Source organism: Aquimarina algicola, assembly GCF_006443095.1.
Lineage (GTDB): Bacteria > Bacteroidota > Bacteroidia > Flavobacteriales > Flavobacteriaceae > Aquimarina > Aquimarina algicola.
On the sequence record NZ_VFWZ01000011.1, the window covers coordinates 119,382 to 132,588 of the forward strand.

General features: G+C 31.4%; 12 protein-coding genes. 7 read left to right on the plus strand and 5 right to left on the minus strand.

The features are described from left to right. Positions 1 to 22: 22 nt before the first annotated feature. Both FHK87_RS25065 and FHK87_RS25070 read right to left on the minus strand, forming a co-directional pair. Positions 23 to 1,531, minus strand: coding sequence for a BT_3928 family protein (locus FHK87_RS25065; RefSeq protein WP_140597632.1), 1,509 nt, complete (start codon positions 1,529 to 1,531; stop codon positions 23 to 25). 95 nt (positions 1,532 to 1,626) lie between these two features. Next, positions 1,627 to 2,172, minus strand: a complete 546-nt coding sequence (locus tag FHK87_RS25070) for a DUF1599 domain-containing protein (protein ID WP_140597633.1) — start codon at positions 2,170 to 2,172, stop codon at positions 1,627 to 1,629. Positions 2,173 to 2,377: 205 nt separating this feature from the next. Between FHK87_RS25070 and folP the strand changes: the two genes are divergently transcribed. The 3 genes from folP to FHK87_RS25085 all read left to right on the plus strand — a co-directional run bounded on the left by folP (position 2,378) and on the right by FHK87_RS25085 (position 4,922). Further along, positions 2,378 to 3,202, plus strand: coding sequence for a dihydropteroate synthase (gene folP / locus FHK87_RS25075; RefSeq protein ID WP_140597634.1), 825 nt, complete (start codon positions 2,378 to 2,380; stop codon positions 3,200 to 3,202). 155 nt (positions 3,203 to 3,357) lie between these two features. Continuing rightward, positions 3,358 to 4,134, plus strand: coding sequence for a diadenylate cyclase CdaA (gene cdaA, locus FHK87_RS25080; RefSeq protein WP_140597635.1), 777 nt, complete (start codon positions 3,358 to 3,360; stop codon positions 4,132 to 4,134). Next, the gene (locus FHK87_RS25085; protein ID WP_140597636.1) at positions 4,134 to 4,922 is read left to right on the plus strand and encodes a DUF3667 domain-containing protein; all 789 of its coding nucleotides are present in this window, start codon (positions 4,134 to 4,136) and stop codon (positions 4,920 to 4,922) included. Before cdaA ends, FHK87_RS25085 begins: the two co-directional genes overlap by 1 nt. 19 nt (positions 4,923 to 4,941) lie before the next feature. Here FHK87_RS25085 and FHK87_RS25090 read toward each other — a convergent pair whose 3' ends face one another. Both FHK87_RS25090 and truA read right to left on the minus strand, forming a co-directional pair. Next, on the minus strand, positions 4,942 to 6,708 hold the full coding sequence (locus tag FHK87_RS25090; protein ID WP_140597637.1) for an ABC transporter ATP-binding protein: 1,767 nt from the start codon (positions 6,706 to 6,708) through the stop codon (positions 4,942 to 4,944). Beyond that, the gene (gene truA, locus FHK87_RS25095; RefSeq protein WP_140597638.1) at positions 6,709 to 7,455 is read right to left on the minus strand and encodes a tRNA pseudouridine(38-40) synthase TruA; all 747 of its coding nucleotides are present in this window, start codon (positions 7,453 to 7,455) and stop codon (positions 6,709 to 6,711) included. A 115-nt stretch (positions 7,456 to 7,570) separates the two neighbouring features. On the opposite strand from truA, the gene FHK87_RS25100 reads away from it, so the two are divergent. Next, positions 7,571 to 8,065 carry a metallophosphoesterase family protein gene (locus tag FHK87_RS25100; RefSeq protein ID WP_140597639.1) on the plus strand — a complete coding sequence of 165 codons (495 nt, stop codon included), beginning with the start codon at positions 7,571 to 7,573 and terminating at the stop codon, positions 8,063 to 8,065. 107 nt (positions 8,066 to 8,172) lie between these two features. Here the strand turns inward: FHK87_RS25100 and FHK87_RS25105 are convergent, their stop codons facing one another. Further along, positions 8,173 to 8,583, minus strand: coding sequence for a DUF4293 domain-containing protein (locus FHK87_RS25105; protein WP_140597640.1), 411 nt, complete (start codon positions 8,581 to 8,583; stop codon positions 8,173 to 8,175). 200 nt (positions 8,584 to 8,783) lie between these two features. On the opposite strand from FHK87_RS25105, the gene rho reads away from it, so the two are divergent. The 3 genes from rho (at position 8,784) to FHK87_RS25120 (ending at position 12,909) form a co-directional block, all read left to right on the plus strand. Further along, complete coding sequence (rho, locus tag FHK87_RS25110) at positions 8,784 to 10,436, plus strand: transcription termination factor Rho (protein WP_140597641.1); 1,653 nt, start codon at positions 8,784 to 8,786, stop codon at positions 10,434 to 10,436. Positions 10,437 to 10,601: 165 nt separating this feature from the next. Next, the gene (gene msrA, locus FHK87_RS25115; RefSeq protein ID WP_140597642.1) at positions 10,602 to 11,267 is read left to right on the plus strand and encodes a peptide-methionine (S)-S-oxide reductase MsrA; all 666 of its coding nucleotides are present in this window, start codon (positions 10,602 to 10,604) and stop codon (positions 11,265 to 11,267) included. 481 nt (positions 11,268 to 11,748) lie between these two features. Next, entirely contained in the window at positions 11,749 to 12,909 is a 1,161-nt protein-coding gene (locus FHK87_RS25120; RefSeq protein ID WP_140597643.1) for an SH3 domain-containing protein, read from the plus strand. Positions 12,910 to 13,207 lie beyond the last annotated feature (298 nt).

Sequence of the window (13,207 nt, forward strand, 5' to 3'; positions counted from 1 at the left end):
ACAATACAAGTATAAGATGAAATTATTCATTACTATTGATTTGGGTATACTTTTTATTTGCTAAATCGAGATATTCTTTATCATACTCCCCTTTTTCTCCCGCTTCTTTGAGCAAATCATAATACGTTTCAAATTTATCAGACTCATAAAGAATGAGAAAAGCTACCAAATGTGTATTTTCTGAAGTTTCGCCTAGTACACTTTTTCCAGGATATCCATATTTTTTTATAACATCTTCTATAAGTGTAAGTTTTGTGCTATCTATAAGTTTTTGTTGTTCGGGCGAGATATCATGATACAAATTACCGTTTTCATCTTTAGGGCCTATATTTCTAATACTATCTAGTTTCTGTTTAAGCTTTACATTAAAAGTTTTTGTAGTATCTATTTCTTTAATATTTTGACTTATTTTACTTTTTGAAGGAGTTACTTTTTCTAAAGAAAGCTTTTCTGCATCATTCCAATGCCATTTTTCTAGGATTGTTCCTTTACTAAGCTTTACTATTCCGGGATTAGAACGTAAAATTGTTTTTAAAGCTGTTTCGTCTGTGGTATAAAACTCAAAAGAAAGCCCATGTTTTTGTTGTACTAAAGATATATCTTGTGGTGTAGATGCAGTAAGACCAATAACATCATAACCATTAGAGATTGCTTTATCTGTGATTTCTTTAACTTTACTAAAACCTTCTGATTCACTTTTAGATAAGTTATATGTTACAATCAAGATTAGATTTTCTTTAGCTAAGAATTCTGATGTATAATCAACATCATCTTTTTCTATTGCAAAATCATGTATTGGAGGTTCGTACCCTTCTTTAATTGTTTCGGTTTCAACATCAATAAATTTTCCAACTACACTAGGGTAATCACCACTTGTTGTGATGATTTGTTCTTTTCCATTACTTAATTTAAACTTCCAATGGTATGCGAATTCTGCCTTTGGAGCTCCTTCTGGGATTTCCATGCCTTCTTGTATATTCGTACCTATTTTATAAGCTCTAAAATCAAAAGCAGGTAAGTGCATCAATACATAGTATGCAAATCCTAAACAAGCTGTAAAAGAAGCAAATACGATCCATTTATGTGTTGAGACTGGTAAAACCGGACGGATATATTTTTGACCAAAAAATAATACTAATATTAATATCAGAAGAATTACATCTTTGGTAAACGACTCCCAGGGTGTCAATGGTAAAGCATCACCAAAACAACCACAATCTGTAACTTTATTAAAATAAGCTGAATAAAACGTAAGAAAGGTAAAAAACACAATCATCAATAATAATGACCATACCGTAAATTTTGGCAAGTACCCCAATAATAGTGTAATTCCTAAAATTACTTCAAAAATGACCAGAAAAACTGCAATTAGAAGTGCATAAGGGATTAGAAATTCTAGATTAAGTACTCCTTCTGCAAAATATTCTTGAAGCTTATATGAAAAACCTAAAGGGTCATTCAATTTGATAAACCCTGAGAATAAAAAAAGTGCTGCCACGAAGATTCTAGAAAAGGTAACAAGTATTTTCATAGTATAACTCTTGGTATGGTTTACGTTTTAATTCTTACAATATATATAGGATACTTGATGTTATTTTTAGTTTAACAGTATTTTATATATCTATCTTATAATTCTGCCTCTCCTAAGTGTATCATTGCAAATACAGCATAATTGATCATATCTTGATAGTTAGCATCGATCCCTTCACTCACCAATGTTTTTCCTTTATTGTCTTCAATCTGTTTTACTCTTAATAGTTTTTGAAGAATCAGATCAGTTAAAGAACTCACACGTAAATCTTTCCATGCTTCTCCATAGTCATGGTTTTTGTCAAGCATCAATTGTTTTGTATTAGCAATATGTTTGCTATATAACTCTGATGCTTCTTCTGGAGAAAGGTCAGGTTGATCCGCAACTCCCTTTTCTAACTGTATCAATGCCATAAGGCAATAATTAATAATCCCTATAAATTCTGCCACTTCGCCTTCATCGATTTTACGAGTTTCGTTTTCTTGAAGACTTCGAATTCGTTGTGCTTTAATAAAGATTTGATCTGTTAATGATGGTAATCGTAATATTCTCCATGCACTACCATAATCTGTCATCTTTTTGTTGAAAAGATCATGACATTTTTCGATTACAGCATCATACTGTGTCCCTGTATCAGGCATATTTTACTATTAAATTTTATGTAAATTTCGTTTTATTATATCAATAAAAAAAATTGTATTCTCAAATCCTACAATGTAAAAACATAATTTCACCCATTTCATTTCTAAGAATGTAAAATAAATCTATGTTTTGAGCTGAATCTACTATTTTTGCACAAAAAAGCGACAATTTTTATTAAAAATCGATATTCACAACACAATACTTATGACAATTAATTGTAAAGGTAATTTGATTGATTTTACTTCGCCAAAAGTAATGGGGGTTTTAAACCTCACTCCGGATTCTTTTTATGATGGTGGGAAATACAAAAATGAGAATGAGATTTTACATCAAACTGAACGAATGCTTTCTGATGGAGCCACCTTTATAGACCTAGGAGCATATTCTTCTCGACCAGGCGCAGATCATGTTACTACTGAAGAAGAAAAAAGAAGAATAACCCCTATCGTATCGTTGCTAACGAAACAATTTCCTGAAGCTTTATTATCGATAGACACATTCCGAAGTGAAATTGCCTTAGCATGCATAGACAGAGGTGCAGCAATGATTAATGACATCTCTGCCGGAAATCTTGATGATCAAATGTTTGAAACTATTGCAAAAACAAAAGTACCGTACATCATGATGCATATGAGGGGCACTCCTCAAACTATGAAATCTCTAGAGCAATATGATGATCTATTACATGATATGAATTTATATTTTTCTGAAAAAATTGCGCTCGCCAAACAATATGGGATAAACGATATTATCATTGATCCAGGGTTTGGATTTGCCAAAAACATAGCGCAAAACTTTAACCTTCTAAAACAATTAGCACTTTTAAATTTTTCTGAAACACCAATATTAGCGGGGTTATCTCGAAAATCAATGATTTATAAAACGCTAGGAATTACAGCGAGTGAAGCTTTAAATGGTACGACTGCACTCAACACTATTGCTTTACTTAATGGAGCCTCTATACTAAGAGTGCATGATGTTAAGGAAGCTATGCAATGCATTAAACTAGTAGAGATGTATAATAGATAGAATATTTTGATATATTCCATAAATATTTCAAGCACTCATTTTACCCCCTTATAAATAAAACCAAGCATAATAAAGATCATAGATTAATTTTGATTGTATAATTTTTAAAATAAGGTTTCGCTAATTTTTCTATTTTTACATCAAACAGCTGTAATTTGGATTTAATTAACCTTAGAATACTCGACGTACTAGACATAGTATTTGTAGCATTTTTACTGTATTACATTTACAAATTAGTTAAAGGTACTGCTGCTATTAATATATTTATAGGTATTGTGATTATCTATCTCGTCTGGAAACTCACCCAGTTTCTAGATATGGAGATGTTAAGTAGTGTTTTAGGTGAGTTTATTGGAGTAGGAATGTTTGCTTTGATTGTTGTTTTTCAGCAAGAAATACGAAAATTTCTTTTGATGATTGGATCAACTAATTTTGGGAGGAGGCGTAAATTTTTAAGGCAACTCAAATTTATAAGAGACACTCCCGAAGAAAGTATTACAAATATCAGAGCTATTATTACTGCCTGTCAAGAAATGGGAAAAACACGTACTGGAGCATTAATAGTTATAAAAAGAAATACTTCTTTGGATTTTGTAAAGACATCCGGGGATTCTATGAACATACTGGTAAACACCCCTATCATTGAAAGTATTTTTTATAAAAATAGCCCCCTTCACGATGGTGCAATGATTATAGAAGACAATTATATTGTTGCTACTCGTGCTATCCTACCGGTAACTAATGACAATAATATACCTCTACGATTTGGTTTACGACATAGAGCGGCTGTAGGGATCAGCGAAAAGACTGATGCAATTGCATTGGTAGTAAGTGAAGAAACCGGCAAGTTATCTTACATTAAAAATGGTGAATTTATTATATACAAAACAGAAGAAGAATTGATCGAGCAGATAACAAAGGATCTAACATAATGCACGAGTTAACAAGGAAACAAATAAACAATTGTAAGAATTGTGGTACGCCTATAAAGAATTTCAATTTTTGTCCTAATTGTGGTGCAAAAAAAATTACCCGACGAATAACGTTCAAAAATTTATGTTTAGAATTCAGTAATTCATTTTTAAATTTTGATAATTCTTTTTTTAGAACTTTTACTCATTTATTTACAAAACCAGAACAAGTAATAGATGGCTACATTAATGGATTGAGAAAACGATACCTAAACGCTATAAGTTATTTTGCGATCTCACTTACTTTAATCGGGATTTATTCTTTCTTCTTAAAAGACCGATTAGGAGAACTATTAATATTAAATGCAACTTCTGAAGAGCAATTAGAAATCACAAAAAGCACCACAGATCTCACTGTTAAATATCAATCTCTTACAAACTTTCTTATAATTCCTATACTAGCATTGATTTCTAGACTTGTTTTTATCAATTATAAAAAATATAACCTTACTGAGCATTTAATCATATATCTATATGCTTACTCACATATAGTAGCCATAATGTCAATCGTTTTATTTCCAATACCATTCATAACAGACAATATGTATCTTGCTACTATGATACAATTTCCTATCTATATAATATATATTGCTTACGTTTTAAAGCGTCTTTACAATATAAGCTTTATGAAAATAACCCTCAAAACAATATTATTTTTGGTGATTTCTACAATAATATTCACGATTTTCACCTTTATGATTGCGGCTATTTTTTACAAATTTGAGATTATTGAAATCCCCTCTAAATGATAATTAAAAAAGACAATAATTAATCTGGAATTGTATCGAACTGTACTTCGTATAGGTTTTTATAATATCCACCCTGTATTTCTAATAACTGATTATGGTTTCCTCGTTCTACAATTTGCCCTTGATCCATGACAATGATTTGATCTGCATTTCTAATTGTAGCAAGTCGGTGTGCAATTACTATAGAAGTTCTTCCTTTTGTGATTTTATTAGTTGCATCCTGTATCAATTGTTCACTATGGGAATCGACCGAAGAAGTAGCTTCATCTAAAATTAAAACACTAGGATTAGCAACATATGCTCTCAAAAATGAAATCAATTGTCTTTGGCCTGAAGAGAGCATAGCTCCTCTTTCTTTTACATTATATTCATAACCTCCCGGCAAACTCATAATGAAATCATGGATTCCAATTTCTTTTGCTGCATTATATACCTCTTCTTCAGAAATCTCTGAATTATTAAGAGTAATGTTATTAAAAATAGTATCTGCAAATAAGAATACATCTTGTAATACCAGAGCGATATGACTTCTAAGAGAAGTTAGCTCTACTGTTTTAATATCTGTATCATCCACAGAAATTACGCCACTATCAATCTCGTAAAATCTACTTAAGAGATTAATAATTGTTGATTTGCCTGCACCAGTGGCTCCAACAATAGCAACAGTCTCTCCTGCATTAACAGTAAGAGATACTCCTTTTAAAACTTCTTCATCTTTTACATAACTAAAACGTACATCATCAAAGGTAATTTTACCTTTTACACTATCAAGCAACAGATGACCATTATTTTCTATCTTAGAATTAGTATCTAAAATTGCAAACACCCTATTTGCAGCTACCATACCCATTTGTAGCGTATTAAATTTGTCTGCTATTTGTCGTAACGGCCTAAAAAGCATTTGTGACAGTTCTATAAAAGCAATGACAACCCCAAGAGTTATTGTTCCGTTTTGAGTAGCATTCAATCCGCCAAACCACACTATCAAACCAATGGTTATAGAACTAGACATCTCTGCTATTGGAAAAAAGATCGAATTATACCATACTGTTTTTATCCAGCCTTTTTTATGCTTTTCATTAATCTCCTTGAATTTTTCATATTCAATATCTTCTCTTGTAAACAACTGAACGATTTTCATACCAGTAATACGTTCTTGAACAAATGAGTTAAGATTAGATACTTGAGTACGTACTTCTTCAAAAGCAGCTTTCATTTTTTGCTGAAAAATTCTGGTTGCATACAAAATAAGAGGTAAAATAAGTAATACTAATAAAGTAAGTTGCCAACTTTGATAAAACATAAAACAAAGAATTACAAACATTTTAAGAAGATCACTTATTATCATAAATAATCCCTGACTAAAAATACTTGCAATGGTTTCAATATCGCTTACTGCTCTGGTAACAAGTCTACCTACTGCTGATTGGTCATAATATTGTTTTTTAAAACCAATCATATGTTTAAACAATTTGACTCTTATATCTCTAATTACTTCCTGCCCTAACCAATTTGCAAAATATATAAACAAGAATTGAGTAGTAACTTCAAGAACAAGCACTCCTATCATAGCACTTATAAAAAATAGAAGCAACTCATTATCTTTGGGAATTATAGTTTTATCAATCGTTTGCTGCAAAAGATAAGGCCTTATTACTGTAAATATTGACAATAAAATTGCTGTTAACGCAACAAAATAAAAAGTTAATTTATATGGGTTAGTATACGTAATTAGTCGTCTAAATAATTTGAAGTCAAAAGCCTTACCACTTTTTTTCTGCGTCATTTATCTTTTATATATAGTTTTTGGATATTTTACTTCTACTAAATACAAACCATGAGCGGGCACTGAATATCCTGCTCGACTACGGTTTTCACTTTTAATAATATCAACAAGATCCTCAAGATCCAGCTTACCTTCACCAATTTCAATCAAGGTCCCTACTATTGCTCTAACCATATTTCTCAAAAAACGATTTGCAGAAATTTTAAAGATCAAATTATCTTTATTTCTTTCCCAAATAGCTTCAGTAATAGTACAATTATACGTCTTTACATCGGTTTTAGACTTACTAAAACATTTAAAATTAGTATAGTTTAACAGTAATTTGGCAGCTTCATTCATTAGATTTAAATCTAATGATCTCTTCATGTAATATGACTTTTTTATCAAAAAGGGATCTTTAGTTAAATTAATACAATATTCATAAGATCTACTTACAGCATCAAATCTAGCATGTGCATCTTTATCAACTTCATATAATGACTGGATCGCAATCTCAGCAGGCAAAATTGAATTAAGTTTATAAATAAGACTTTCGACATTAAGATCATGATCACTATCAAAATGAGCCATAATTTGTTTTGCATGAACTCCTGTATCAGTCCTACCAGCTCCTACAATTTCTGTTTTAAATCTCAGAATCGTGGACAGAGCATTTTCTAAAACTTCTTGAATCGAAACAGCATTAGGTTGTCGTTGCCATCCATGGTATGGCGATCCATTATAAGAAAGTTCTAAAAAATATCTCAAAGTATTCTATTTTTGTAAAATAACAAGGGCAAATATACCTTTTATAATACAGATATAAGTAACAACATTATTTCTGTTTTCTTATTATTCTATAAATGATCTTTATAATTTTATTTTGAAAAAAATCCTTTTACTCAGTGATACACATAGCCATATCGATGATCGAATTTTGCATTATGCAAAACAAGCTGATGAGGTCTGGCATGCAGGTGATATTGGCGACTTAAAAGTAACAGATGCTATTGAGGCAATTACTCCTTTGCGAGCCGTTTATGGTAATATCGATAACAACAAAGCAAGAGCGAGTTTTCCACTCCACCAAAGGTTTACTTGTGAAAAGGTATCGGTATGGATAACACATATTGGAGGTTATCCACCAAAATATAACAGTGCTACACGAGATGAAATTATATCAAATCCCCCTAACCTATTTATATGTGGCCACTCACATATCTTAAAGGTGATACCCGATCACAAAAACAACCTTTTACACATGAATCCGGGAGCAGCAGGAAAACATGGATTTCACAAAATAAGAACAATGTTACGTTTTACAATAAACCTAGACAAAATTGAAAACCTGGAAGTCATTGAACTAGGTAAAAAGTAATCAAAATCACTCTAATTAGTTAACAGCAAAACCAATATCAAAAAACTAAAAACCCGAAGTTGGCATACTCCGGGTTTTCACGCACTAATACTACTAAGATGTTAGGTTTATCGTAATCGATCTACAGATTTTACGAGATTTTCATCCTTTTTAATAGCCTTATTGGCTACAACTAATAAAACGATAGAAATAATAGGAATCATCATCCCAATACCTTTCTCAGAAATGTTCGTTTCTCCAGATATCATTAGAGACCAATACACAAATACTCCTAGTAAAATAAAATTTAATAAGATATTTAGACGCCCCAATACAAATTGAAGCTTTCTATTTTTAAACATAAAAATCGCTAATAGCGATAAGGCGGCTGACGCAGAAAACATACTCAAAAGAAACATATTATCTTTAGCAAATAATGCAACGCCATTTTGATCAGTTGCATAAGGTAAATACAAATGAACCAAACCTGAGATCAAGCCTGCAATTAATAAATATATTGTCTGAATTCGTTGTAACATTATACGTTTCCCTTAAAGAAAAGCAAAAATAAGAGTTTCTTTTTAGAATTATGAGTAAAAAATAAAAATAAAGTTGTATAATTGCACAACAAAATCTGTAACCTTCTCAACTAAGGTTACTTATCTTCAAAATAAAATTTTCCTAGATACTTCTTTAGAAAAATTACATCTAAAAAACGTAAATTATATAACAAATTTAAATGTTAGAAATTTCTGAATTAAAAGCAAAAAAGCTTCCTGAATTACAGGAGATTGCAAAGAGTCTAAGTGTACCTAAATTCCGTACTTTAAAAAAATTAGATCTTGTATATCAAATCTTGGATTACCAAGCAGCTAACCCTGATAAAGTAAAGCAGGCCGTTAGCGGAGATTCTCCTGAGAAGTCAGAGGCAGAACCAAAACCTAAAACCAGTACACGCCAAAGAAGACCTCGTACACGCAAAACCGACACAACCTCGAATACCAATAAAAAAGAACCTAAAGCTCAAAAAGAAGCTAAAGAAGAAAATAAAGAAGTTGTTGCTGTCGCAAAAAACACAAAGGCAAAAAACACCGATGCAAACGAGGACAAAACAAAACCTCAGCATAACAAAGAGGACAAAAGAGAAAACAAAGGTAAGACTGATAATAAACCTCAACAATCTAGAAATCGCAATACAAACAATAACCACAATAATAACAAAAAAGACAACGGCAATAGAGATAACAGAAATCGCTATAAAGAGCCCGACTTTGAATTTGACGCTATTATAGAAAGCGAAGGAGTTTTAGATATCATGCAAGACGGTTATGGTTTTCTGCGTTCTAGCGACTATAATTATTTGTCTTCACCAGACGACATCTATGTCTCTCAATCACAAATAAGACTCTTTGGATTAAAAACCGGAGACACAGTACTAGGACAAGTAAGACCTCCTAAAGAAGGAGAAAAATACTTCCCTTTAATAAAAGTCAACAAAATTAACGGTCTCGATCCTCAAGTAGTTCGTGATAGAGTTTCTTTTGAACACTTAACACCTTTGTTTCCTCAGGATAAATTTAAACTGGCCGAAAAACAAAGCACAATCTCTACCAGAATAATGGATTTATTTGCTCCTATAGGAAAAGGGCAACGTGGTATGATTGTATCGCAACCTAAAACTGGTAAAACCATGCTACTTAAAGATGTAGCCAATGCAATTGCTGCTAATCATCCTGAAGTATATCAAATGATTTTACTAATTGATGAAAGACCAGAAGAAGTAACAGATATGCAACGTAATGTTAAAGGCGAAGTTATTGCTTCTACTTTTGACAAAGAAGCAAACGAACATGTAAAAGTAGCAAACATCGTATTAGAAAAAGCCAAAAGGCTCGTAGAGTGTGGTCATGATGTTGTAATACTATTAGATTCTATAACTCGTTTAGCAAGAGCATATAATACGGTACAACCTGCTAGTGGGAAAATCTTAAGTGGTGGTGTTGACGCTAATGCATTGCACAAACCAAAACGTTTCTTTGGTGCCGCACGAAATATAGAAGGAGGAGGATCTCTATCGATAATCGCAACCGCCCTTACAGAAACCGGCTCTAAAATGGATGAAGTTATATTTGAAGAATTCAAAGGGACGGGTAATATGGAATTACAATTGGATAGACGTATTGCCAATAAACGTATATTCCCTGCGATTGATCTTATTTCAAGTAGTACAAGACGTGATGATATTTTGTTAGATGACACTACAATACAACGTATGTGGATTATGAGAAAATATCTGGCAGATATGAACCCTGTAGAAGCAATGGAGTTTATCAATGAAAGATTTAAACAAACAAGAAATAACGATGAATTCCTTATTTCGATGAATGGATAAATCATACCATATATAAATAAGACAAAAAAAGAGCAGTAATTTTAATAAGAATTACTGCTCTTTTGGTATTTACAAAATAGTAAACATAAAACAGTTTGTTATCTTTTATATATATAATGAAAGTTTTTTTAAAGTAACCTGACTTATCTTAAAAATTTAATTTTTATGAAAAATATCATTTCAATACTATTTGTTTCTGCACTCTTATTATTAAGCTGCAATAGCAACGGTCAATCAAACAAAAAAGACAAAACAACACAAAAAGATATAAAACCTGTAAAAGTAGAACCTGTTAATGGTTTAGAAAAAGCATATTTTGCAAGTGGATGTTTTTGGTGTGTAGAAGCTGTGTACGAAAGTGTTAAAGGTGTAAAAGAATCTATATCTGGTTACTCCGGAGGTCATACTGAAAATCCCACTTACCAAGCAAGCAACACAGGACGTACCGGGCATGCAGAAGCTGTTGAAATCCTATACGACCCAAATATTGTTTCTTTTGAAACATTGGTAGACGTATACTTTGGTTCCCAAAACCCAACTCAAATAAATGGTCAAGGTCCGGATCATGGATCACAATACAGATCAATCATATTTTATCAAAATGACAAACAGAAACAAATTATACAAAAGAAAAAAGATGAGCTTGCCAAAAAGCTAAATAGAGCAATAGCTGCAGAAATTTTACCATTTCAAAAATTTTGGGTAGGAGAAGACTATCACCAAGATTATGAAAAAAGAAATCCAAATAATCCATATATTAAAAATGTATCAATTCCTAGATTATTAAAATTTCAAAAAAAATTTCCTGATCTAATCAAAGAGAAGCACTAGAAGATTTCATTTTTGAAGTTTTTCAGAATAGAAGAAACAGTTAATTTCTCTTAAAAAAACTTAAAAACGCATTATATTCACATATTGATAACATAAAATTTACAAACCGTATAAGCGCAATATAGGCAGTGAATAAATCGGTTGTAATGACAAAAAAAATCGTTGAAAAACACAAATTAATAGAAAGAAAATATTATTTTTGTAGAAATAAATTCAAAACAAGTTGTGTTTTTAATTATAAAACACTACTTTTGAATATGTTTTAATAGTTTTTCTTTCAGGAATTTAACCTTAATTATTAAAGTTTTACTAAAGACTATATAAATTAACTTACTGAAAAACAATAATTTAAAGCATTTAAAAAGAATTAGAATTGGTTAATTTTTAAGGCTTTTGTAAGAATTTAATTTTTTAGAACTAAAATTATTGAAATAATAATTATTGAATTAAACATAACCCAATCTACTAAAAAACAAGAGATATGAAGTCAATTTTTACATTTATTCTGCTTTTGGTGATTACCTTCTCTACTGCTCATGCTCAGGCTGATCAGTATTTGATGTCTGCTCGTAAATTAGAAGTAAGGAGTGGACCTGGTTTTAATTATAATACCATTGCTGAGGTTCCTCAAGGAACTCAAGTATACGTAATCAACTCAGGCTACGGAGAATGGAGTACCATTCAGTACAAAAGTATGAACGGATTTGTAATCACTGCCCACTTAACACAGGACAGTCGTATTGCAGATGCTGAGAGAGCCGCTTCCGAAGCAGCAGCAAAAAGAGAAGCTGCTAAGAAAGCAGCAGCACAAGCAATTGCTCAAGCAGAAGCTGCAAAAAGAGCCGCTGAAGAAGCTGCAAGAAAAGCTATTGCGGATGCAGAGCGATTAAAAAGAGAAGCTGAAGCAAATGCTGCAAAAGCAATCGCTGATGCAGAAGCTGCAAAAAGATCTAAAGATGCCGCAGCTAGAAGAGCTTTAGCAGATACAGAAGAAACAAGAAGAGCACTTGAAGAAGCCAATAGAAGAGCTCAAAAAGGAGGTTCTAACGTTGCATCAACGCCAATAGAATCTACTACACCATCTTACGGTTCGAATTCATCACCAGCTCCTTCTACAGCTGCCGCAGCTATAGAAGTATCAAGAGAGGATAAATATTCTTCTTGGGAGAAGAAAACATATAAGTCAGGAGCAACTCCTAAGTCATTTAACTTTAAAGGAAAGTTTGACTATAAACTTGACAACTACTTAAAAATTAAAGTAGGTAAAAATACTGAAGTAGTTGTTAAGATGTACAAAATGGGTAAAACTGAGAAAGACGACGAATTAGTACGTGTTACTTACATAAATTCTAATGCTGTTCAGTTTATAAGAAACATACCTGAAGGTGAGTACTTCTTAAAGATTGCTTATGGTAAGCAATGGGTAGAAACAGTAAAAGATGGTAAGCGTTACGGTACTTTCTCTAAAAATGCATTATATGAGAAGAGTGAGCAATATTTAGATTTCAAAACTGTAAAAACATCTAAAGGTATAAATGTTCCTTCTTATAACTTAGCATTAGACCTTTTACCTACAGGAAGTGGATACAGCACTGGAAATACTCAAGACAATATAAGTGCTGATAAATTTAACGAAGATTAAAAAATAAAATATTAGTGATAAAAAATTAGTTCTATCACATGCAGTGATTAAGAATTTATCCAATCACCAAAAAATAAATGTAACAAAATGTTAGAGTTAAATATTTAACTCTAACATTTTTGTTTTTATACTTTTTATAAAAAATAAGATTACTATTAATGAAAGATTTTTCTTAAGCTATAGCTAAATCTTTATTTAAAAAGTTTAAAACCAACAAAAAAGAACTTGGCTTACATTAAAACCTAAATCATCTTAAACAATTACAAAAAAAATAAGAGATAAAAATTTTGAATTCTTA

Bases quoted from the DNA above. Each gene is read 5' to 3' on its own strand.
- folP (WP_140597634.1), top strand. From the start codon at position 2,378: ATGACAATTAATTGTAAAGGTAATTTGATTGATTTTACTTCGCCAAAA.
- FHK87_RS25070 (WP_140597633.1), bottom strand. From the start codon at position 2,172: ATGCCTGATACAGGGACACAGTATGATGCTGTAATCGAAAAATGTCAT.
- msrA (WP_140597642.1), top strand. From the start codon at position 10,602: ATGAAAAATATCATTTCAATACTATTTGTTTCTGCACTCTTATTATTA.
- FHK87_RS25120 (WP_140597643.1), top strand. From the start codon at position 11,749: ATGAAGTCAATTTTTACATTTATTCTGCTTTTGGTGATTACCTTCTCT.
- FHK87_RS25065 (WP_140597632.1), bottom strand. From the start codon at position 1,531: ATGAAAATACTTGTTACCTTTTCTAGAATCTTCGTGGCAGCACTTTTT.
- FHK87_RS25090 (WP_140597637.1), bottom strand. From the start codon at position 6,708: ATGACGCAGAAAAAAAGTGGTAAGGCTTTTGACTTCAAATTATTTAGA.
- rho (WP_140597641.1), top strand. From the start codon at position 8,784: ATGTTAGAAATTTCTGAATTAAAAGCAAAAAAGCTTCCTGAATTACAG.
- FHK87_RS25085 (WP_140597636.1), top strand. From the start codon at position 4,134: ATGCACGAGTTAACAAGGAAACAAATAAACAATTGTAAGAATTGTGGT.
- FHK87_RS25105 (WP_140597640.1), bottom strand. From the start codon at position 8,583: ATGTTACAACGAATTCAGACAATATATTTATTAATTGCAGGCTTGATC.